At 51.7% G+C, this 22,849-nt stretch carries 21 protein-coding genes, 1 tRNA gene and 1 other RNA gene; 4 read left to right on the top strand and 19 right to left on the bottom strand.

What is annotated here, in order from left to right; genetic code table 11:
- The first annotated feature begins 237 nt into the window (after positions 1-237).
- The 3 genes from AV656_RS15385 (at position 238) to AV656_RS16235 (ending at position 2,785) form a co-directional block, all read left to right on the top strand.
- Entirely contained in the window at positions 238-1,752 is a 1,515-nt protein-coding gene (locus tag AV656_RS15385) for a glycine betaine uptake BCCT transporter (RefSeq protein WP_063183691.1), read from the top strand.
- Positions 1,731-2,300, top strand: a complete 570-nt coding sequence (locus AV656_RS16240) for a YrhK family protein (RefSeq protein ID WP_082818796.1) — start codon at positions 1,731-1,733, stop codon at positions 2,298-2,300. Before AV656_RS15385 ends, AV656_RS16240 begins: the two co-directional genes overlap by 22 nt.
- A 170-nt stretch (positions 2,301-2,470) precedes the next feature.
- Entirely contained in the window at positions 2,471-2,785 is a 315-nt protein-coding gene (locus AV656_RS16235; RefSeq protein WP_419865565.1) for a transporter, read from the top strand.
- Positions 2,786-2,874: 89 nt separating this feature from the next.
- Here the strand turns inward: AV656_RS16235 and AV656_RS15375 are convergent, their stop codons facing one another.
- The 17 genes from AV656_RS15375 to AV656_RS15295 form a co-directional block, all read right to left on the bottom strand.
- Positions 2,875-4,383, bottom strand: a complete 1,509-nt coding sequence (locus AV656_RS15375) for a UvrD-helicase domain-containing protein (protein WP_063183686.1) — start codon at positions 4,381-4,383, stop codon at positions 2,875-2,877.
- Positions 4,370-6,109, bottom strand: a complete 1,740-nt coding sequence (locus AV656_RS15370) for an ATP-dependent nuclease (protein WP_063183684.1) — start codon at positions 6,107-6,109, stop codon at positions 4,370-4,372. The genes AV656_RS15375 and AV656_RS15370 overlap by 14 nt, the downstream gene beginning before the upstream one ends.
- A gap of 149 nt (positions 6,110-6,258) precedes the next feature.
- Positions 6,259-6,616, bottom strand: a transfer-messenger RNA (tmRNA) gene (gene ssrA, locus AV656_RS15365).
- Between the two features lie 141 nt (positions 6,617-6,757).
- Entirely contained in the window at positions 6,758-7,228 is a 471-nt protein-coding gene (smpB, locus tag AV656_RS15360) for an SsrA-binding protein SmpB (protein WP_063183681.1), read from the bottom strand.
- 77 nt (positions 7,229-7,305) lie between these two features.
- On the bottom strand, positions 7,306-9,783 hold the full coding sequence (gene rnr, locus AV656_RS15355; protein ID WP_063183679.1) for a ribonuclease R: 2,478 nt from the start codon (positions 9,781-9,783) through the stop codon (positions 7,306-7,308).
- Positions 9,784-9,821: 38 nt separating this feature from the next.
- Entirely contained in the window at positions 9,822-10,577 is a 756-nt protein-coding gene (locus AV656_RS15350) for an alpha/beta hydrolase (RefSeq protein ID WP_082818795.1), read from the bottom strand.
- 63 nt (positions 10,578-10,640) lie between these two features.
- On the bottom strand, positions 10,641-10,868 hold the full coding sequence (gene secG, locus AV656_RS15345; RefSeq protein ID WP_008300301.1) for a preprotein translocase subunit SecG: 228 nt from the start codon (positions 10,866-10,868) through the stop codon (positions 10,641-10,643).
- Positions 10,869-11,630: 762 nt separating this feature from the next.
- Positions 11,631-12,926 carry a phosphopyruvate hydratase gene (gene eno / locus AV656_RS15340; RefSeq protein WP_063183677.1) on the bottom strand — a complete coding sequence of 432 codons (1,296 nt, stop codon included), beginning with the start codon at positions 12,924-12,926 and terminating at the stop codon, positions 11,631-11,633.
- A 20-nt stretch (positions 12,927-12,946) separates the two neighbouring features.
- Entirely contained in the window at positions 12,947-14,479 is a 1,533-nt protein-coding gene (gene gpmI / locus AV656_RS15335) for a 2,3-bisphosphoglycerate-independent phosphoglycerate mutase (RefSeq protein ID WP_063183675.1), read from the bottom strand.
- Positions 14,472-15,233 carry a triose-phosphate isomerase gene (gene tpiA / locus AV656_RS15330; protein WP_063183672.1) on the bottom strand — a complete coding sequence of 254 codons (762 nt, stop codon included), beginning with the start codon at positions 15,231-15,233 and terminating at the stop codon, positions 14,472-14,474. Before tpiA ends, gpmI begins: the two co-directional genes overlap by 8 nt.
- A 26-nt stretch (positions 15,234-15,259) precedes the next feature.
- Entirely contained in the window at positions 15,260-16,444 is a 1,185-nt protein-coding gene (locus tag AV656_RS15325; protein ID WP_063183670.1) for a phosphoglycerate kinase, read from the bottom strand.
- A 92-nt stretch (positions 16,445-16,536) separates the two neighbouring features.
- A complete protein-coding gene (gene gap, locus AV656_RS15320) occupies positions 16,537-17,544 on the bottom strand; it encodes a type I glyceraldehyde-3-phosphate dehydrogenase (RefSeq protein WP_063183668.1) in 1,008 nt (335 codons plus the stop codon).
- Positions 17,545-17,591: 47 nt separating this feature from the next.
- Complete coding sequence (locus AV656_RS15315; RefSeq protein WP_063183666.1) at positions 17,592-18,629, bottom strand: sugar-binding domain-containing protein; 1,038 nt, start codon at positions 18,627-18,629, stop codon at positions 17,592-17,594.
- A 122-nt stretch (positions 18,630-18,751) separates the two neighbouring features.
- Positions 18,752-18,982 carry a glutaredoxin family protein gene (locus AV656_RS15310; RefSeq protein ID WP_063183663.1) on the bottom strand — a complete coding sequence of 77 codons (231 nt, stop codon included), beginning with the start codon at positions 18,980-18,982 and terminating at the stop codon, positions 18,752-18,754.
- A 23-nt stretch (positions 18,983-19,005) separates the two neighbouring features.
- On the bottom strand, positions 19,006-19,821 hold the full coding sequence (locus AV656_RS16700) for a TPM domain-containing protein (protein WP_063183661.1): 816 nt from the start codon (positions 19,819-19,821) through the stop codon (positions 19,006-19,008).
- Positions 19,821-20,399 (bottom strand): LemA family protein, encoded by a 579-nt coding sequence (locus AV656_RS15300; protein WP_063183659.1) that lies wholly within the window; start codon positions 20,397-20,399, stop codon positions 19,821-19,823. Before AV656_RS15300 ends, AV656_RS16700 begins: the two co-directional genes overlap by 1 nt.
- Before the next feature lie 208 nt (positions 20,400-20,607).
- A tRNA-Arg gene (locus AV656_RS15295) sits at positions 20,608-20,679 on the bottom strand.
- 175 nt (positions 20,680-20,854) lie between these two features.
- Here AV656_RS15295 and clpP point away from each other — a divergent pair.
- Positions 20,855-21,478, top strand: coding sequence for an ATP-dependent Clp endopeptidase proteolytic subunit ClpP (clpP, locus tag AV656_RS15290; protein WP_269447390.1), 624 nt, complete (start codon positions 20,855-20,857; stop codon positions 21,476-21,478).
- Positions 21,479-21,551: 73 nt separating this feature from the next.
- Here the strand turns inward: clpP and AV656_RS15285 are convergent, their stop codons facing one another.
- Both AV656_RS15285 and whiA read right to left on the bottom strand, forming a co-directional pair.
- The gene (locus AV656_RS15285) at positions 21,552-21,815 is read right to left on the bottom strand and encodes an HPr family phosphocarrier protein (RefSeq protein WP_063183655.1); all 264 of its coding nucleotides are present in this window, start codon (positions 21,813-21,815) and stop codon (positions 21,552-21,554) included.
- An 80-nt stretch (positions 21,816-21,895) separates the two neighbouring features.
- Positions 21,896-22,843 carry a DNA-binding protein WhiA gene (whiA, locus tag AV656_RS15280; protein WP_063183653.1) on the bottom strand — a complete coding sequence of 316 codons (948 nt, stop codon included), beginning with the start codon at positions 22,841-22,843 and terminating at the stop codon, positions 21,896-21,898.
- Between the last annotated feature and the right edge of the window lie 6 nt (positions 22,844-22,849).

The raw sequence follows: 22,849 nt of genomic DNA, 5'->3' as shown, positions 1-22,849 counted from the left end.
CATTACAACTTTTTAGGGTATTGGAAATTGATGATACAAGAAAACGGGTCGAATTTACGGAAACCGGACAAAATTCCATCAGTCCGGTTTCATCCGGAATCCGGAGGTGCAAAATGACATTGAGGATGCGGCATGTCCATAAAGGCAAGCCGCATCCTTGACAGTAACCGAAAAATTGCGTTAAGGTCGGTGACTGTGTGCACGTTCCCGAAAATCGAATCATATTGGAGGGATTATATGAAGAAAGTATCCAGTGTTTTTTGGATTGCAGTTGCTCTCGTGATCCTCGCAGTAGGATACGGGACGTTTGCTCCGGGAAGTTTCGAGCGGGTCACGACTTCCATGACTGCATTTATCACATCCTCGTTCGGATGGTATTATCTTTTAATCGTGACGGTGATTGTCATCTTCTGCCTGGCCATGATCGTCAGCCCGCTCGGCAAGATGCGGCTGGGCAAACCTGATGATCGCCCGGAATTTTCAACGCTCAGCTGGTTTGCTATGCTGTTTTCCGCCGGCATGGGAATCGGGCTGGTTTTCTGGGGCGCGGCAGAGCCGTTGTCCCACTTCGCCATCGATCCTGCAACGGAAGAACCGGGAACACGCGAAGCGTTTGCTGAGTCAATGCGCTATACCTTCTTCCATTGGGGGATTCATGCATGGGCGGTCTACGGTGTGGTCGCGCTGGCCCTGGCCTATTTCCAGTTCCGCCGCGGCTATCCCGGCCTGATTTCTTCCACGCTGCGCCCAATTTTCGGTGAAGAGAGAATGAATGGACCGCTCGGCAAGCTGATCGATGTTCTGGCAGTATTCGCAACCGTATTCGGTGTGGCCACAACACTCGGTTTCGGTGCCATTCAGATCAATGGCGGGCTGTCTTATCTGTGGGGCATCCCGGTAAGCCTCGGCGTCCAAACGATCATCATTATCATCGTCACCATCCTGTTTTCCATCTCCGCCTGGTCAGGACTCAGCAAAGGAATCAAAATCCTGTCCAATACGAACATGGTGTTGGCAGTGATTCTCCTGATTCTCGTTCTAGCGGTCGGCCCGACGCTGCTGATCATGAACACGTTCACCGACACGATCGGGGCGTATATCCAGAACCTGCCCCGAATGAGCTTCCGATCCGCTCCGCTCAATTCGGATGCACGGGCATGGATTGACGGATGGACCATCTTCTATTGGGCATGGTGGATCTCCTGGTCGCCGTTTGTCGGCATCTTCATCGCTCGGGTATCCCGGGGGCGCACCATCAGAGAATTCCTGACAGGCGTCCTGCTCCTGCCTGCACTGGTCAGCTTTTTCTGGTTCTCGGTGTTCGGCGTGACCGCAATGGATGTACAGAGTTCCGGCACAGACCTGACAGGCCTCCTGACGGAAGAAACACTGTTCGGGGTGTTTGAACAGTTGCCGATGTTCTGGATCCTGTCCATTATTGCCATCCTGCTGGTCGCCATCTTCTTTATCACATCGGCCGACTCGGCCACGTTCGTTCTGGGCATGCAGACGACCTACGGCTCTCTGACACCTTCGAACGCGGTGAAACTGACATGGGGCGGCCTGCAGGCGACCATCGCGATCATCCTGCTGTATGCCAATGGTCTGACTGCACTCCAGAATTCACTGATTATCGCGGCCTTGCCGTTCTCCGTCATCATGATGCTGATGATGGTTTCTCTGATCAAAGCAATGAAAAACGATCATAAACGGCTCATCAAATCAGAGGAATGGAAAAAGAAGCGACCTTAACAAAAAGGGCCATCCCGAAATGGGATGGCCCTTTTTATTTGATGGGCCATGCAAAGACATCGGAAAACCCGGTCTCCAGGACAAAGGATACCTGCAACAAGGATTGGCCTGAGATTGCAGAAAAATTGGCTGCTGTTTTAGTGAAGGGTTTGAGGGTATCTGGATATAAGAGCCATTGTTTTTCTGAATGGCTGCGATTTTTACTGCATCATCCGGCAAAAGGAGGGTGTTTTTTGCCACTTCTGAAGAATTTGGACAAGTATGAAGAACTGGATTTACCGTTGAGCAAATATGCGATTTTCTTTAACAAAAACTATCGGGTGATCTCCCTGGCCAATGAAATCCTGATTGGTCTCCTGTTCATCATCGGGAGCATCTGTTTCTTCTTTAAAGACACCATGATGGCCGGGACGATTCTTTTCTTGGTCGGCAGCATCCTGCTGCTGATCAAGCCAGTTCTGAAAATGCTCCGTGCCGTCTCATTCGGTAAACAGACTTCATATTCGGATCAATCGTCCGGACACGGCAGTCACCATGGCCACTCGTGAATTTATCCGATTTTTGCAGGAATTAAGCTGTCAATCCGAACAGCTGCTGCCTGACTTCCCCGCCGTTGCCCGGCCATTCCCAAACTTCCTGCATAGAATACGGAAGGTTTGCCGGAAGGAGTGGAATCATGGTTAACAGACCCGGAGGAGGAGACATGTGGGAGTCTCCGATGGATTGGCTGCCGTGGACTGACGACATGGAGCGGGGCGGCAGAGGCAGACCGGGAAGGCCCGGGATGCCAGGAAGACCGGGAAGGCCACCGCAGCCACCGATTACGCCTCAGGCGGTTGATCCGGGAGCAATCCGCGGGTGCCTCAATCGCGTGACTATGGTCGTTCTCGAGAATGGACAGCGTTTCTGGTTCTTCCCGACATTCGTCGGGCGCCGCTCCGTCGCAGGATACAGATGGCGTTCGAGACAGCGTCGCTGGGATTATTTCGGAATCGATTTGGACGAAATCCGTTCGTTTTCCTGCCGCCGCTGACAAGTGCGCATGAAAAAGCCCCCTCATTATTTGAGGGGGCTTGAATCGTTTTTGGTTGTCATATTACTTAGTCATAATGGAGACGTTTATCAAAACCTAAAAATTTTAGCTGCTTTCCCGATTTCAATTCTTTTCGCTTTCAATCTTTTAATTAAATCAATTGTATATCTATGTGTATTATCAATAATTACAACTTTATTTTTCGCTCTAGTTAGAGCTACATAATGATTGTTTATATTATTAATACTATCCATTGTATAATCTGCTGCCCTTATTATAACTTGCTCAAATTCTAAACCTTTTGCACCAAATACTGTCATAATTTTATGCTTCTTCTCATTATTAACGAACGACACATGATATTTGGCATCCGTTAATGTTTCTAAGAATTTAATTATTTCAATATCGCTTAAATCTATATTTATAATTCCAGAAATTTTATCGAGTATGGGTTTGATTTTTCTTAAATCTAAGTTTCCTTCTTTCAATTCTCCAATCTGTTTTTCAAGTTCCTTTACTTTTTCGCGTTTAAGTTCTAAATTCAAATCAAGCATAAAATTATACACGTTATACAACTCACATAATGTTAACTTCATTAAATTCCGTAATACGAACGAGTTCAAAACACCTTCATCAATAGGTGTTCTAGGTATGAACTCAAAATCATAACCTCTGTAATTTAAATATTTTTTACATTCCTCAGCAGCCCTGTTTGCGTTAATAATAATTGTTATCTCATCATTTAATTCAACTTTTTTGTTGTTTATTATATTATAAACGGCTTCGTTGAAACTTTTATCGGTAATTCCGATATTTACTTCTTCTATTAATTCAGTTGATTTATTGTCTAGATAATTATCCAAATGCACTATATTGGCAAAGTTTGTTATATTTTCGTGCGACCTAAAGTTATGAAATAACTCGTACTTATCGAAAGTTTCATCAAATTCGTTGAAGATATTTTCTTTCGCCCCCCTCCAAATATAAATAGCTTGTTTTGAATCTCCAACAATAAACAATGGTATATTCAATCTTCTATTTATATACATGAACAACTCATGCATAAATTGATCACTGTCTTGATATTCATCTAAGAATAGCATCAAATATTTTGAAATCAAATATTGCTGAGCTGCAACAGAGTTTTTTAATATATAACAAGCGAGTTCAAATTTGAAATTTTCTTTGATATTATTGTATACTCCTAATATATTATGTTGTTTTAATAGCGCCAAACCCTCGCTTTTTGTTTGAAACTTTTTATAGTAATCCACTACAAAATCCTCTCTATATTCCTCTCCAAAAACACCCACAATAAATGGACGTATAATCTCATTTTCAACAAAACTATCATTTGTGCAAATAACTATCTCTTTACTTGATTTAAAGCTTTTTGTCCTGTCTCTTAATTCTTTTGTAGCTTTTATAGTAAAAGTAATTGCAGCAATAGTTTTATGATTATTTATTTCGTCAATAGTTTTACGTATCTTATCAATTAATATTGTGGTTTTACCACAACCGGCGCTTGCAGAGATTACAATATTCTTTATTCCAGAATTGACTATTTCATTTCTAATTTCATGATCACTCACCCTCATGCTTATTCAACTCCTTTAGTACAGCAAATTTCGGATGATCATAAAGATGTTTACAATCTTCGTAAGTTAGTTCTTTAGCCAATTCAGCCATATTAATCAACTTGGCAGATTGAAGGTATTTAATAGGATTAGAATTTCCGGTTAATTCTTCAAGTCTTGCTCCTAATGCAGCATGCAGATCATGCTCTAAATCGATTGTTGATATATATATATTATTACTGTTAATAATTCTCTTGCTAGTTTTTAGTTTTTGGAATAACCTTCTCTTTTCTTGGACGATTTTTGCACTTTTCAAATCTTTAGTATCTGATTCGTTAAATGTGATATTAATAGGCGGCATTTTCCTCTTGCCACATAACTCTAATGCCCTATTAAAACCTATTAAATCGAAAATGTTGTTTGTATTTTTCTTCCTCTTTAAATCATTATCGGTTTTAACAAAAACGTTAATCCCTAATTCCCGCAATACATCCCAATACTTTTTAAATGCAATTCCATAAACCTCTAGTATATAAGCACCATTTAACTCATATTCCGGTTTTACAGTCCCTAATACTTTTTCAAATAGAACACGTTCTGAAGGGCCTTCAATTAGTAATACCCGCTCGGAAAAAAGAGCAGTCACTAAATTTTTATTCAATTGAGTTTTTATATTTCTATAGTCATCTCCAACAACATATACATATGAAGAGGAGCATACAATTTTATCCATTGAGTGTATCCTAATTAATGAAGCATTATCCATCTCATACAATAATTCTGGTGAATGAGTGGTTAAAAAGAAATATTTATATGCTTCATTAGAAAATAACTTTTTTGAGAGTGCAATTTGTAAAGATCTATGTAAACTATTTTCGGGCTCTTCAATCAAAAAAATAGTGATTTTTTCCGAATTAAAATTTTTTGTAACGTAATTTAAAAGAGAGTAAGAAATTATTTTCTTTCTTCCATCACCGGAAGTTGGATATAAATTATCATCATCTTCTCTTTTAATATACGGTTTTAAGTCACTGAAATAGCCGTTAATGGCCATTTCAGACTTTATAGTTAGTCTGATATTTTCATGCTTTAAACTTTGATATTCTCTCGTAATTTCTCCCTCAAAATTATTAATAACATCCATTTCACCAATACTTTTATTTATTTCTTTTGTGAATTCTTTTATTTTCTCGGATTTTTCAATATCTTTTGCATTAAATTTTTCCTGATTAAAAATTGCTCTTTTATTCTTCTCGAACACCCTTTCTAAGTTTATCAAGGGGTCTATGTATACAACTTTAAAAATTCTATCTAGTTCAGTAAAACCATTTTTTTGAGGTATTTCTTTTAATTTTTCAAGACTATTCCCCCAATAAACTGTTATACCACCTATCTCTTCATTTTTTTCATATACACCATTTAATCTAATATAAATATTTTCTAAATCCTCTGAACTCCTTGCTCCCGCCATTCGTGACACGATTAGTTTTGAATGATCACTTACATCAAAATCCTTAATATCAATACAAATTGTTATAGAGATTTCTTCATCAACATCTCTAATATAGAAATCACTTTCTATAAAACCATTCTTTCTAATTTCTCTTTCGAATAAAAATCTTAAAGCAGCTAAAAAGTTACTCTTTCCTATATCGTTTAGACCGAATATTACATTTTGATTTGTTAAGTCCACTTTGATTTCCTTAAAGTTCCTGAAGTTTTTAATTTCTATCCATTTAAATTTCATTTTCTCACTACCTTTCCAAATTCATTTTACTATATAATCAATATTCAGCAATTAAAGAAGTATATGGGTAATTAAATTGTCCCATACAAAAAAGTACCATGAACGTTGATTAATCAACATTCATGGTACTCGACAAGGTTAAATACACTTTATGGAGACGGCGGGATTCGAACCCGCGTCCAGAGACTCCAACACTCCGGCTTCTACGCGTGTATCTGATCTATTGAAGTTCGCGCTGCATTCTGCCGGTCAGCAGGCGTCCTGCGCGCTATCCTGTAAATCTCTTACGTCAGCCTCAGGCGGCGGACAGACGTCGTATCCCACTGATAAGTGAGTCCTCAGATGCCACATGGGCGATGGAACCGGAGGACCGTTTCAGCAGCTTACGCTGCGAAAGCGAGGTTGTTGTTAGTTTTGCCAGTTATTGTTAAATGTCGTTGATACGGAGCCGACCCTCCGACGCGCAACCGGAGCTCAGACCATCCCTGTCGAATCCAAAACGTCCCCGTTTGGGAAGATTGGAAATCCTGAATAGGATTAGTGAAACTCGGTATACTGGCAATCTGTAACCTTATTATAGGGTATTTTGCGCCAAATGGCAAGCGGAGGGCACTCAGTACTGCTTCGCCGCTTACAGGCGGAGCGCATTCAATATTGCTGCTTCGCCTTGAATGCCCGTTCCATCTCGCGCTTGTGCTCTTTCTTCTTCAGGTCTTCCCGCTTGTCGTACTTCTTCTTGCCTTTTGCCACGCCGATCAGCACTTTTGCATAGCCGTTCTTGATGTACATCTTCAATGGGATGATCGAGAATCCCTCTTCCTTCGTCTTGCCGATCAGCTGGCCAATCTGCTTTTTGTGAAGCAGCAGCTTCCTCGCCCGAAGCGGATCGTGATTGTAGCGGTTCCCCTGCTCATACGGACTGACGTGCATATTCGAGATCCACGCTTCGTTGTTCCGGATCCGGATAAAGGCATCCCGGAGCTGGACCTTGCCGTTCCGGATTGACTTGATTTCGGTCCCCTGAAGGACGATTCCCGCTTCAATGGTATCTTCGATAAAGTAATCATGTCCGGCTTTTTTGTTTTGTGCCAGAACACGCTGGTCATTTCCTTTTGCCATCGGTTTCCCCCCTCTATAACGGACAACGGGACGGCAGGATGCCGTCCGGTGTCATGGTTTATTCAATTCGACTTAAGTTACTTCTGCCGGTTGCCGCCGCGCGGAGCGTTTCCGCGGCCGCCTCCGCCGCCGCCCCGTGACCGGTTCCTGCCACCGGAACCTCCCTGGCCGGACGGCCTGCCCGAACCGGAACCGCCGCTGCGATTGCCGCCGCGACCGCCGCCGCTTCCTCCGCTTCCACCGCGTCCGCCGCCACTGCGGCCGCCGCCGTTTCGGCCTTCCCCGCGATTTCCGCCGGAGTTGCGTCCGCCGCGTCCGCCTTCACCCCGGCCTTTGCCGCCGCCCCTTGTGTCACCCTTTGTCCGGATGACTTTCGGGCTGTCTTTGCGCGTCCGGCGTTCCGGCGCGTTCGTGCTGTCCATATCCGCCAGCTCAAAGTCGATTGCCGACTCCTCCGGCTTCACGGAGATGACACGGACTTTCACCTTGTCCCCGATCCGGAACTGCTTGGCCGTATGCTCGCCGACCATCATCAGATTGCGATCATCGAACCAATAGTAGTCATCGGTCATGTAAGAGACATGGACAAGTCCTTCGATCGTGTTTTCCAATTCGACGAACAGGCCGAAGTTTGTAACCGAGGAGATGATGCCCTCGAATTCTTCGCCGACCTTGTCCACCATGAACTGGGCCTTCTTGAGCGCTTCTGTGTCACGCTCGGCATCGACCGCCCGCCGCTCCATATCAGAAGAGTGCTCCGCGATTTCCGGAATTTCTCCCTTCCACTTTGCGACCGTTGCCGGTGAAGTGTCCGCCTCGATGAGGTACGTCCGGATCAGCCTGTGAACGAGAAGGTCAGGATACCGCCGGATCGGCGATGTGAAGTGCGTGTAGAACTCGCTGGACAGGCCGAAGTGGCCGAGGCTCAGCTCGGAATACCTCGCCTGCTGCATCGAACGCAGGAGCATCGTCGAGACGACCGGTTCTTCCGGCTCTCCGGAAATCGACTCGAGGATCTCCTGGAGGGCACGCGGGTGCACCTTGTTTGACGTCCCCCGTACAAGGAGGCCGAAGTTCGTGATGAATTCGAAAAAGCGCTCCAGCTTCTCGGATTTCGGATCTTCGTGGATCCGGTAGATGAACGGGACCCGCAGCCAGTGGAAGTGCTCGGCGACCGTCTCGTTCGCGACAAGCATGAACTCTTCAATCAGCTTTTCCGCCACCGTTCGTTCGCGCACGACGACATCGGTCGGCCAGCCCTCTTCGTCGACGATGATTTTAGATTCCTTGAAGTCGAAATCGATCGCTCCGCGGTCGAATCGGCGCTGGCGCAGGATGGCAGCCAGTTCCGCCATATGCTCGAACATCGGGACAAGCGGCTCGTAGCGCGCCCGGAGCTCCTCGTCCTTTTCTTCGATGATCTTATAAACGTCGTGATAGGTCATTCGTTCAACAGTCCGGATCACACTCTGGAAGATCTCATGGGACACAACTTTGCCCTTGCTGTCGATGACCATCTCACAGCTGAGCGTAAGCCGGTCGACATGAGGGTTCAGCGAGCAGATTCCGTTCGAAAGACGGTGAGGGATCATCGGAATGACCCGGTCTGTCAGATAAACGCTCGTCCCGCGCTCACGGGCCTCTACGTCAATCGCAGAGTTCTCAGTCACATAGTAGCTGACATCCGCGATGTGGACGCCGAGCTTATAGGTGCCGTCATCATTTTTGGTGACCGTGACGGCATCGTCAAGGTCCTTCGCTTCTGCGCCGTCGATCGTGACGATCTGCTCGCCCCGGAGGTCCCGCCGCTTGAACAGATCCTGCTCGCGGATTTCGTCCGGCACACGGTTTGCGTGTTCGATGACTTCGTCCGGAAACTCGATCTCGATGCCATACTTGTAGATGATCGAGAGGATGTCGACACCCGGGTCGTTTTTGTGTCCGAGCACTTGGACCACGATGCCTTCAGCCGACTTCCGCTCGCTCGGCCATTCGGTGATCTCCACGACGACCTTATGCCCGTCGACTGCACCGAGCGTGTTTTCCTTGGATACGAACACATCCATCGGAAGCTTCTTGTCGTCTGCGATGACGAAGCCGAAGCCGCGGTGTGCCTGGAAGGTTCCGACGACTTTCGTGTTCTTCCGCTCTGAAATCCGGATGACGGACCCTTCCTGACGGTCGCCGCCCGTTTCTTTCAGAATCTTGATGAGGACCGTATCTCCGTTCATTGCGGTATTCGTCTCGTTTGGAGGGATGAAGATATCATCCATGCCCTCCTCTTCAGGCACGACGAAGCCGAAGCCTTTGGCATGTCCGATAAAGCGGCCACGGATGATATCCATCCGCTCCGGCACGCCGTATCGGTCCGAACGGGAGCGGATGACGTAACCTTTCTCCTCGAGTTCCACGAGGACTTTCACGAGTTCCTTGAATTCCCCTGCATCCGTCAGTTCCAGTTCCTCCTGGATCTCCTGTACGGTAAGCGGTTTGTAGCTGTCTTCACGCATGAACGAAAGAAGCCGGTCACGCAATTCCTTTAAATAATCTTCCACAATATCCCTCCTGCGATGGCCTGTCTTCCTCCGGCGATTTATTCGCTCCAATCCAGTGTTTCCAGAAATGCGAGTATATCCCGGTGGAGCTGTTCCTTTTCCGGTCCGAGCGTGATAACGTGGCCCGACTCCGGATACTTTTTGATTTTCTTCTCAGGGGATCCGACGGTTTCATAGATGATGTCGGCCGACTTCGGATCAATGACCCTGTCCTGCTCAGCCTGGACCACGAAGACAGGTGCATACACCTCTTCGACGTGGTCCCGGACGTCGTGGACAAAGTCCCTCAACTCCGGAAGCGAAGCCATTCCCCGTTCACGGATCTCTTCCACTTCCTCTTCGATCCGGTCCGGTTCTTTTCCTTCATACTTTTTGAATTCCGCCGCATATTGAAGCACACCCTCGAACATGATGTCCGTGGTTTTCATGACCATGGGTGCACACATGGATACAAGCCCTTTTACGGGATAGTTATACCCTAATTTGAGCGTGAACACACCTCCGAGCGACAATCCGACCACTGCGATTTCTTCGTAGCCTTCCTCTTTTAGGCAAGCGTATGCGGCCTCTACATCAGCCCACCAGTCTGCCGGCCCGGTTTTTAGCAATTCCTCCGGCTCAACACCATGACCTGAATAGTGCGGAGCCATGCATGTGTAATCATGCTTTTCAAGGAACCGCCCAAGCATGCGGACATCCGCCGAGCTTCCGCGGAAACCGTGCAGGAGCAGGACTGCCCTCGGTCCATGTTTAAAGAAGAACGGCTTTGGAGGGGTCAATTTCACTTTTTTCATGATGGTTTCGCCTCCTATGTAAAAACGCCCAACCGCGCATGCGGCCGGGCGGATGGGTTATATTCAGAACTTCGTCACGGCAATGGCAAGCACGAAGAAAAGGACCGACAAAATGATCGTCACGCGATGAAAGACGAGATCAAGACCGCGCGCCTTCTGCTTGCCGAACAATTGCTCCGCTCCACCGGAGATGGCTCCGGAAAGACCTGCACTTTTCCCGGATTGCAACAGGACGACGACAATCAGCGCGATCGACACGATCAGCAGCAGCGTCATGAGCAGTGTATGCATTTTTCCACCTCCTGAAACATTCTCAACAATATCCATTCTATCAAAGCGGGACTGCCGCCACAACTATCTCGGGAAAACTTTGTAATAGGTTGTAGAATGTCGCCCTTCAGGAGACATGTTGCAAGTCGGCACGACATGCGGCAAGTTCGCGTGCCATGTGGCAAATTCATGTGCCATGTGGCAAGTTCGTGCGCCATGTGGCAAGTTCATATGCCATGTGGCAAGTTCATATGCCATGTGGCAAGTTCGTATGCCATGTGGCAAGTTCATATGCCATGCGGCAAGTTCGTGCGCCATGTGGCAAGTTCGTATGCCATGTGGCAAGTTCGCGTGCCATGTGGCAAGTTCATATGCCATGAGGCAAGTCGGCATGCCATGCGGCAAGTTCGCGCGCTATGCGGTTCGTGTGCCATGTGGCAAGTTCGTGTGCCATGTGGCAAGTTCGCGTGCCATGTGGCAAGTTCGTATGCCATGTGGCAAGTTCGTATGCCATGTGGCAAGTTCGCATGCCATGTGGCAAGTTCGCGTGCCATGTGGCAAATTCATGTGCCATGTGGCAAGTCCGTGCGCCATGCGGCAAGTGGGCATGCCATATTGCGAGTCGGCAATCCTGGTGCAACTCGTCACCCTATGTAGCAAACAGGCGCTCCTTATTGCAAGTCAGCACCCCATGTTGCAAGTGAGCACTCCTTATTGCAAGCAGGCACGCCAATCTTCTCCCACCCATAGAAAAAGGACCGGCATGCCAGCCGGTCCTTCTCATTATTTCTTCAGGTTGTAGAACGTCTTGACACCGGGGTACTGAGCAGTTGCAGCCAGCTGGTCCTCGATGCGGAGAAGCTGGTTGTACTTGGCGACACGGTCTGTGCGCGACGGTGCACCGGTCTTGATCTGTCCGGCGTTGACAGCGACTGCGATGTCGGCAATCGTCACATCTTCCGATTCGCCGGAGCGGTGGGAGATGACAGCCGTGTAGCCTGCGCGCTTCGCCATTTCGATCGCGTCGAATGTTTCGGTAAGCGTGCCGATCTGGTTCACCTTGACAAGGATCGAGTTGCCGACACCTTCTTCGATGCCGCGCGCCAGCTTTTTCGTGTTGGTGACGAACAGGTCGTCGCCGACAAGCTGGACCTTTTCGCCGATGCGCTCGGTCAGCAGGCGGTGACCTTCCCAGTCGTTTTCATCCAGGCCGTCCTCGATCGAGATGATCGGGTATTTGTTGCACAGCTCCTCATACCAGGAAACCATTTCTTCAGAAGTGCGGGAGATGCCTTCGCCCGACAGGTTGTACTTGCCGGATTCCTTGTCGTAGAACTCGGAAGAAGCCACATCCATCGCGAGGACGAGATCTTCGCCCGGCTTGTAGCCCGCTTTCTCGATGGCCTCCATGATTGTCGAAAGTGCTTCTTCGTTGGAGCCGAGGTTCGGAGCGAAGCCGCCCTCGTCACCCACTGCCGTGTTGAGTCCTTTATCCTTCAGCACCGCTTTCAGGGAGTGGAACACTTCTGCGCCCATGCGGAGTGCCTGGCGGAACGATTCCGCACCGACCGGCATGACCATGAATTCCTGGATGTCGACGTTGTTGTCGGCGTGCTCGCCGCCATTCAGGATATTCATCATCGGAACCGGCAGCTGCTTGGCGTTGACGCCGCCGAGGTACTGGTAAAGCGGAAGATCCAGGTAATCTGCTGCAGCATGGGCCACTGCGATGGATACGCCGAGAATGGCGTTCGCGCCTAGCTTGCCCTTGTTTTCCGTCCCGTCCAGTTCGATGAGCGCCTGGTCGATCGATACCTGATCAAGTACCGAGTACATGCCCGACAGTTCATCCGCGATAACACCGTTGACGTTGTCGACGGCTTTCAGGACGCCCTTGCCGAGATAGCGGGACTTATCCCCGTCACGCAGTTCGACCGCTTCATATTCACCGGTCGATGCGCCGGATGGCACGATGGCGCGACCATAGGCGCCGCTGTCCGTGAAGACTTCAACTTCCACTGTCGGGTTCCCTCGGGAATCGAGCACTTCACGTGCTTGGATCTGGCTGATGATTGGCATTGCATTGACACTCCCTCTGATTAGAATAGTGGTTTGCCTGTCATGTCTTCCGGCTGTTCAACACCCAGAAGCTTGAGCATGGTCGGTGCCAGGTCGGCGAGAATGCCTTCCCGTAGTTCAAGTCCTTCTTCCGTCACGATGACCGGAACAGGATTTGTCGTGTGCGCGGTCATCGGGCGGCCATCGGTCGTGACGACTTCGTCCGCATTTCCGTGGTCCGCGGTGATGATGGCCGCTCCGCCTTTTGCGAGAATGGCATCAACAACCTGTCCCAGGCATTCATCGACGGCTTCGATTGCCTTGACCGTCGGTTCGAGCATGCCGCTGTGTCCGACCATGTCGGGATTGGCGAAGTTCAGGATGATGGCGTCTGTTTCGTCCCGTCCGATCACGCCAACGAGCGCTTCCGCGACTTCATAGGCACTCATTTCGGGCTTCAGGTCATAAGTCGCGACTTTAGGCGAATCAATGAGGATCCGCTTCTCTCCCGGGAAGACCTCTTCCCTGCCGCCGCTCATGAAGAAAGTGACATGAGGATACTTCTCGGTCTCCGCAATCCGGAGCTGTCGGAGTCCCGCCTCCGAGATCACTTCGCCGACCGTTTTCCGCAGATTCACATTCGGATAGACGACCCGTGCCTGACCTTCAAATTCCTCGCTGTACTGAGTGAACGTGACGTAGGTCAGGTCTGCCGGACGGCGATAGGTTGTACCAAAGCCGGTGAAGTCATCCGAAACAAACGCGGATGTCAGCTGGATCGCACGGTCCGGCCGGAAGTTGAAGAAGATGATCGAGTCGCCGTCATTGACCGTGGCGACCGGCTTCCCATCTTCGCCGCAAACAACGAACGGAATGACAAACTCATCCGTTTCTCCCCGCTCGTAGGCGGCTTCAACGCCTTCCGCGGCAGATTGTGCAGTTGCGCCGGTACCGTCCGTGATGGCATCATAAGCCAGTTTTACCCTGTCCCACCGACGGTCGCGGTCCATCGCATAGTAGCGTCCGCTGACCGAAGCGAACCGTCCGACGCCTGCTTCTGCAAGGTGCCGTTCGGTCTCCTCGATATAGCCGAGAGCCGTTTTCGGGCCGACATCGCGGCCGTCCAGGAAGGCGTGCAGATAGATGCGTTCCAGCCCGTGCTTTTTCGCCAAATCGATCAGTGCGTGCAGGTGTCCGATATGGCTGTGGACACCCCCGTCGGACAGCAGCCCCATGATGTGGAGCGAACGCCCGGTCTCTTTGGCGTTCCGGACGGCAGACAGGAGCATCTCTTTCTCGAAGAAATCTCCTTCCCGGATCGATTTGTTGATGCGGGTCAGGCTCTGGTAGACGATCCGTCCGGCTCCGATGTTCAGGTGGCCGACTTCCGAATTGCCCATCTGGCCTTCCGGAAGGCCGACCGCCTCCCCGCTTGCCGTAAGGGTCGTTGTCGGATAATGCGCATGGTAACGGTCGAAGTTCGGCTTGTCCGCCTGTGCGACTGCATTGCCGGCCGTCTCGCCCCTCAGGCCGAAGCCGTCAAGGATGATCAGTGCGACCGGACGTTTATTCATGGCCCGCCGCCTCCGCCAGTGCGATGAACGACTCCGGCTCCAGGCTCGCGCCTCCGACCAAAGCGCCGTCGATGTCCGGCTGTGCGAGAAGTTCCTCAATGTTCTCAGGCTTCACGCTGCCGCCATACTGGATCCGGATCTGTTCTGCGGTATCCTGTCCAAAAAGATCAGCAAGCGTGCTGCGGATTTCCCCGCATGCCTCATTCGCCATTTCGGAAGTCGCGGTCTTCCCTGTCCCGATCGCCCAGATCGGTTCATAGGCGATCACAGCCCCGGCTGCATTTTCCGCGCCGATGCCATCAAGCGCAGCCCGGACCTGACCGGAAATTTTCTCGGCCGTCTTACCAGACTCGCGCTCTTCCAGTGATTCGCCGACACAGATGATCGGAACGAGTCCGTGGCCGAACGCCGCCTTCACCTTCCGGTTGACCGACTGGTCAGTTTCGTTAAAGTACTCGCGCCGCTCGGAGTGGCCGATGACGACATACCTGACGCCCAGGTCTGTCAGCATCACCGGGCTGACTTCACCGGTAAAGGCACCTTTTTCCTCTTCGTGCATCGTCTGTGCGCCGACTGCGGGCGTCGCGTCGCCGGCACGTCCTGCAAGACTTGCCAGGAAAGGCGCCGGTGCGCAGATTACTGTTTCAGCCTGACCGGCCTCCGGCAGCTTTCCTTTGACCGAGTCAAAGAACGATTCCGCTTCACCGAGGGTTTTGTGCATTTTCCAGTTGCCTGCAATGATCGGTTTTCGCATATCCGTTCCCTCCAATTTTTTGCCGATTACTTGTCGTCCAGGGCAGAAACACCCGGAAGGTCTTTTCCTTCCATGAACTCAAGGGAAGCCCCGCCGCCCGTTGACACATGGTCCATCCGGTCTGCCAAATCAAACTTCTCAACGGCAGCCGCCGAGTCCCCGCCGCCGATGATCGTGTATCCGTCTGTTTCGGCAACCGCCTGGGCGACTGTCCTGGTGCCTTCTGCAAATGCATCCATCTCGAATACGCCCATCGGCCCGTTCCAGAGGATGGTCTTGGACTGACGGATGACATCCGCATACTCGGCTGCTGTCTCCGGCCCGATATCAAGTCCCATCCAGCCTTCAGGGATCGAATCGGTCGGAACGGTCCTGGTCTCCGCATCCGCCTTGAATTCGGAAGCCACAACCGCATCAGTCGGGATATGGAGCTTCACGCCTTTTTCCTCTGCCTTTTGTATGAATGACTTTGCAAGGTCGATCTTGTCTTCCTCAACAAGCGAGTTTCCGACGTCATGGCCCTGGGCCTTTGTGAACGTGTAGGAAAGACCGCCGCCGAGAAGCAGATGATCGACCTTGTCCAGGAGATGGTCGATGACACCGATTTTATCCTTGACCTTCGCACCTCCGATGATGGCGGTAAATGGTCGCTCCGGTTCTGCCAGTGCTTTGCCGAGCACGTCCAGCTCTTTTTCCATGAGCAGGCCTGAAGCTGCAGGAAGATGCTCTGCAATGCCGGCAGTGGATGCATGCGCGCGGTGTGCGGCGCCGAAAGCGTCGTTCACATACAGGTCCGCAAGCTCCGCAAACTGCTTTGCCAGTTCCGGATCGTTCTTTTCTTCTCCTGCATGGAAGCGGACGTTTTCAAGAAGAATGACGTCGCCATCCTGCATCGATGCTACCGCTTCCTTAACAGCGTCGCCCGTGGATTCAGATAGAGCCCTGACGTCCCTGCCGAGCAGTTCGGACAGGCGCTTGCCCGCCGGAGCGAGACGCATGTCCTCATTGACCTGCCCTTTTGGCCGGCCGAGGTGGCTCGCCAGGATCACTTTTGCACCTGAATCGGCCAGTTTCTCAATCGTCGGCAGCGCGGCGCGGATCCGGGTGTCGTCCGTGATATGGCCGCCGTCGAGCGGCACGTTGAAGTCGACGCGGACAAACACGCGCTTGCCGGCGACATCGAGATCATTGATGGATTTTTTTCGGATCATGAATACCCCTCCATATTCTCCGTATGTAAAAAGGAACGGGGCGTCCGTTCCCAGCCCCATTCCATTATAGTGGTTTCTTTATGGGAAGGCTATCAGATTCCTGCCTTCGACATGTGGACCATCAGGTCGATGCAGCGGGCGGAATAGCCGCTTTCATTGTCATACCAGCTAATGACTTTGACCATATCGTCGCCGATCGCCATCGTCGACAGCGAATCGACCGTGGACGAAGCCGGCACGCCGTTGTAGTCACTGGAGACGAGCGGCAGGTCGGATACGAACAGGAGGCCCTTCAGCTCGCCTTCCGCCGCTTCCTTCATCGCCGCGTTCACATCTTCCGGGGTCGCCGGCTGTTCCAGCTGTGCAGTGAAGTCAACGAGGGAGACGTTCGGTGTCGGTACGCGTACGGCCATGCCGTCCAGCTTGCCTTTTAGCTCAGGAAGCACTTTTGTAACGGCTGTCGCAGCACCTGTTGTCGTCGGAATCATCGACTCGGCTGCTGCACGTGCACGGCGGTAGTCGCTGTGCGGGAGGTCAAGGATGCGCTGGTCGTTCGTGTACGAGTGGACAGTCGTCATAAGGCCTTTCTTCACGCCGAATTTCTCGTGGAGGACTTTCACGACCGGTGCCAGACAGTTCGTCGTGCAGGATGCGTTCGAGACGATCTGGTCCGTTTCCGGATTAAAGTCGTTTTCGTTGATGCCCATGACGAGTGTCTTGATGTCGCCCTTGCCCGGTGCGGAAAGGAGAACGCGCTTTGCGCCTGCTTCAAGGTGTTTGCCTGCAGTCTCACGGTCGCGGAAGACGCCTGTCGACTCAAGGACAACGTCGATTCCGAGGTCGCCCCAAGGAAGTGCTGCCGGGTCTTTTTCTGCAAATACGCGGATCTTCTTGCCTTCCACAATCAGGTGCTCTTCATCGCTGCTCACTTCAGCGTCAAAAATGCCATGCACAGAGTCATACTTCAGGAGATGTGCAAGCATCGCCGCATCCGTCAGGTCGTTGACCGCCACGATATCGAGTTCCGGGTTTTCCCAAGCCTGGCGGAAGACGACGCGTCCGATCCGCCCAAATCCGTTGATTGCCACTTTCAATGCCATATCTGAATCCCTCCGGTTTTTATCATTCGTTCGCTAGTATCCTTCATTCACTTCGTTTCCCCGCCTGACAGGCGGAGCATTTCTCTGGCTGCCGCTTCGTCGGTCACAAGGACCGTCCTTTCGGGTGCCTGTTTCATATAGGCGAGTATCGGTGACGCCTTTTCTGTTCCGCCTGCCACGGCAAGCGGGTGGGGAATGCGGTCGATCTGGCTCCGGCTTAGCCCGATTGTCCGAAGTCGGTGGATCACCGAGCCATCCCGGCCCAGATAGTAACCGAACGCTTCGGCTGCCGCGCCTTCTGCAGCAAGTTTTTCCAGGGTCTCTTCATCGGCTCCCCGGCGGCGTGCCAGTTCAATAGCATCACCGATGCCATGGACGATGCAGTCCGTCCGGTCATACACGGCCATCGCTTCCATCACCGACGGCTCTTCCATAAGCGGCCCGATCGAGGTTTCTGCAAGCGTCTCGGGCAGATGGAGCGGTGTCCAATCGCCGGCTGTCGCAGCAGCAAGCATGGCTGCAATCATATTGGCCTGCGATTTCACATCGCCTCCGGTGCCGCCCCGTGCTGCGATAAATCGGATCCCTTCGGGCAGGCCGGCAGCCGCCGCCTCGTCGGCAACCGCCGCGACGGTGCTTCCGCCGGTCACGGCCACAACCGCGCCCCCTTGCAGGACGCCGGCCATGTGGCCGCATGCCGCTCTCGCCATCCTGTGCTTCGTCAGGTCATCGTCATCCCCGCCGGGAACAACCATCACCTTCTGTATACCCAATTTACGGCATAGTTCAGTCCCCAATTCTTCAAGTCCTGTCCACCGCCGAATCACAGGCTGCAGCAAATCCAGCACCCTTTCCCCTTCGGGTGTCACTTTCATGCCCGAAGTTTCCGCGGTGATCAGCCCCTGTTTCCGGAGAAGGTCGCATACTGCGCGCACTTCCCTTTCGCTGAGGCCTTCCCGTCCGACAAGCGAACGCCTGCCGACGGGACCTTCCTGCCTGATGGCAGTCAGGATGCTGCAGCGCACGGACAGCAGCTCTGGCATTTCCGGGAGAACACTGAGCAATGACTGCGTAACCGCATCCATGGACATCCTCCTCACATCGGGACATTTTATGTCCCGGTGTTCTATATTATGTCCCGATTCGTACTTATTGTATTCCACGTAATGAACAGTTGCAAACTTTTTATCCAAATAAAAAAGAAGCGCTACAGGAGCGCTTCCATCACATCGCCGTAGCCGATGTTTCCGTAGAGGAGGACTTCGCCGTCCTTCTCCAGGACCGGAATCATCAGCATATATTTTTCGTGCAGTTGGTCATCCTGCCCGATGTCGACCACTTCAACATCAAGCGGGAGGTCCTCGGCTGCAAGTTTCAGATTAAGCAACGCCTCGTCGCAAAGCGGACAGTCGTTGCCGACATACAGTGTGACGTTCATTGAAACCCTTCTTTCCTCTCAGGTTACCAGCCCCGGCCGGCGCCGCCTCCGCCGGTGGATCCGCCGCCTCCGCCGAAGCCGCCGCCACCGCCAAAACCGCCGCCTCCGAAGCCGCCTCCGCCGCCGAAGGAGCCCGGGATGAATACAACCGATCGGCGCCCGCGCCTTCTTCCGCCGGGGCCACCTCCGCCGCCTCCGCGTCCTCCGCCGCCAAAGAACATATTGACGAGGACGAAGATGATGATGATCGCGACGATCGGACTGATTCCGCCTCCGCCGTCACCGTTTCCGGTTCCCGCCTGGGGCTCCGGCTGTTCGACGGTTCCGTCCCAATTGTACTCCTGGGCCACTTCGTTATGGAGCACGCGGTAGACGTTCGCGATGGCCGTGCCCGGTTGTTCCTCACGGAGATAAGGAACTCCATATTCATCAATGATCCTTCCGACTTTACCGTCCGGCAGGGCCCCTTCAAGGCCATAACCCACCGTTATTTCAAAAGCACGGTTACCGGAGGAATTCGGAACAGTGGATACCAGTAGCAGTACCCCATTGTCATCTTCCTCAGAACCAATTGCAAATTTCCGGAATGCTTCAACACCATACATCTCCGGAACCTCAATCGCATCCGGGATCGTCAATATGACAATCTGTGCTCCCGTCGCTTGCTCAAGCTGAGTTGCCATCGATTCGATTTGAGACGTCTGATCGGCTGTAAGAATCTGAGCATGGTCCTGCACAAATGTGCCGGTTGATTCCGGGACGTCCGGCTCCGCCGCCAGAGCGGGCGTTCCGGCAAAGAGAAGCAGGACGAACAGAAGGGTCCTGCCGAGCCGCTTCATCAGTTACCGTACTCCCCGAAGTCGACTTTCGGCGCTTCCTTGGCGGCTTCCGACGCTTCGAAGTATTCTTTCTGGTCAAAACCGAAGATGCCGGCGACGAGATTGCCCGGGAACCTCCGGACATTCCGGTTGAATTCGGTGGCCGCTTCGTTATAGTCCATCCTTGCGACTGCAAGCCGATTCTCTGTCCCTGCCAGTTCATCCATGAGCTGACGGAAGTTTTCGTTCGCTTTCAGGTCCGGATAATTTTCCGCAATGACAAGCAGGCGGCTCAGCGCGCCGGTGAGTTCTTCGTTGGCATTGGCCTGCTGTTCGGGCGATCCCGCCCCTGCGAGCCGTGAGCGCGCATCGGCGATGTCCGTGAAGACTTCCTCTTCATGCGCCGCATAACCTTTGGCGGTCTCCACGAGGTTCGGTATCAGATCCATCCGGCGCTGCAGCTGGTTTTCGATTTGGCTGTAGGCCTGGTTCACATCTTCCTCCAGATTCACGAAGGAATTGTACTTTGGCACCAGGATAATGGCCAGTACGACCAGAATCCCGACAATAATCAGCAGAGGCCCCATCATTTTTCTCATTCGCTTCAGTCCCCTCTCTACCTGCGATATCTAACCTACCTTACCCTAACCGATTTCTTCTTGAAACAACGAGGGTTTCACTATTCTCTACGTACAAAAGAAGGAAAAGATTCAGGAGATGTGGAATGAAAGCAGGGAGTAAAAGAGAGATGCGTGTTTCCGGGAACAACAAAAAACGCACCACCTATACAGGTGATGCGTCTGTCAGCGCCCTCGGCAGGAATCGAACCCACATCTTAAGAACCGGAATCTTACGTGCTATCCGTTGCACCACGAGGGCAGAACATTCATAGTCTCCTTACCGGACGACATCTTTTATTATACAAGTATGGTGTCCGGGATGCAAGCCCCTTTTTTGTTTTTGATGAAGCGTCCCATTTGACCTTCATTGACCAAATAGCTTATGATATTTTCAAGGGCTGGAGGGTATAGTGTTCCAGTGCAGGTATTTACTCATCCACTCAAAGGAGGAAGAACAGATGAATCTCATCCCTACAGTAATCGAACAGACGAACCGCGGTGAGCGGGCGTACGACATTTACTCGCGGCTCCTGAAAGACCGCATCATCATGCTCGGTTCGGGCATTGACGATAACGTGTCCAACTCGATCGTCGCGCAGCTTCTCTTCCTTGAAGCTGAGGACCCGGAAAAAGACATCTCGATCTACATCAACAGCCCGGGCGGCAGCATCACGGCCGGCATGGCGATCTTTGATACGATGCAGTTCATCAAGCCGGATGTGCAGACCATCTGCATCGGCATGGCGGCATCGATGGGCGCGTTCCTCCTCGCAGCAGGAACAAAAGGCAAGCGCTATGCGCTCCCTAACGCAGAAGTCATGATCCATCAGCCGCTCGGCGGCGCACAGGGACAGGCGACGGAAATCGAGATTGCGGCTAAGCGCATCCTCTTCCTCCGCGAAAAGCTCAACACCATCCTTGCCGAACGCACCGGCCAGCCTCTTGAAGTACTTGAGCGCGACACGGAGCGCGACAACTTCATGACAGCCGAACGCGCGAAAGAATACGGCCTCATCGACCACATCATCGAGCGGAACGAGCTTCAGAAAGACAAATAAGATTACCAAGCAAGTCAAAAGACCCGGCGGATGCCGGGTCTTTTCTTGTTGGTCTCATTCATAACGGCTGCTTTCACTTTGCCGCTTCATCTTCAATAATTGCAGCAAGAGCCGTGACGGCGTCTTCCTCATCATGTCCGTCTGCGCTCAGCGTCACTTCGACCCCTTTGGCGATCGCCAGGCTCATGATGCCCATGATGCTCTTGGCGTTCACCTTGCGCGCCCCCTTCTCAAGGTAGATGTCCGAGGAGAAACGGTTCGCTTCCTGGACGAACAGCGCCGCCTGCCTGGCCTGCAGGCCGGATTTCAGTTTCACCTCTAGTGTCCGTTCGGTCATGGCCGACTTCCTCCTTTGTAACCGGTTGCTTGTCTATTCCTTTATCGTATCGGAGAAGCCCGAAAAGAACAAGAACAAACTCACTTCAACGATACCCCGCCTTTGCGGAGCTTTTCCGCGATCTCGTCAATCTTGCGCAAACGGTGATTGACCCCCGACTTGCTGATGGCTGGTCCCGAAACCATTTCTCCAAGTTCCTTCAGCGTGATGTCCTGGTACTCGACACGCAGCCGGGCAATTTCCTGGAGCCGCTCCGGCAGTCCTTCGATTCCGATCATCTGATCGATGTACTGGATGTTCTCCACCTGGCGCATCGCGGCACCGATCGTCTTGTTCAGGTTCGCGGTCTCGCAGTTGACGAGACGGTTGACGCTGTTGCGCATGTCCCGCACGATTCGGACGTCCTCGAATTTGAGCAGCGCCACGTGGGCACCGATCAGGCTGAGGAAGTCGGAGATTTTCTCAGCTTCTTTCAGATAGGCGATAAAGCCTTTTTTGCGTTCAATCGATTTGGCATTCAGGGCGTAGGCGTTCATCAGCTCCACCAGCGCCTCACTGTGCTCCTGGTAGAGCGAGAAGATTTCCAGATGGTAGGAAGAGGTCTCAGGGTTATTGACCGAGCCGCCCGCCAGGAACGCCCCGCGCAGGTAGGATCGCCTGCAGCAGTCGTCCTTGATGATATCCTTCGAGACGCCTTCGGCAAAACTGATCCCTTCTCCGGTGATTTTCAGATCCTCCAGCATCGTTTTCGCGCCTTCTCGGATCCTGCATATATAGACATTGTTTTTCTTCAGCCGCATTTTTTTCCGGACGAGCAGCTCCACTTTATACGGGTAAAGCCGCCGCATGTTCGTATACATCCTGCGGGCGATCGCTGCATTCTCCGTCTGGACATCCAGGCTCATCTGCCGATTGGAAAACGACAGGACCCCGTTCATCTTAATGAAGGCCGACAGTTCCGCCCGGGTGCAGCACTCGTCCATCTCCACCTGCGTCAGTTCTTTTTTCGTATCCGATGCGAATGACACCGGCTT

The organism is Bhargavaea cecembensis, from assembly GCF_001619585.1.
Classification (GTDB): Bacteria; Bacillota; Bacilli; order Bacillales_A; family Planococcaceae; genus Bhargavaea; species Bhargavaea cecembensis_A.
Note: the sequence above shows the minus strand (reverse complement) of the source record. Positions and strands in the feature narration are given on the sequence as shown.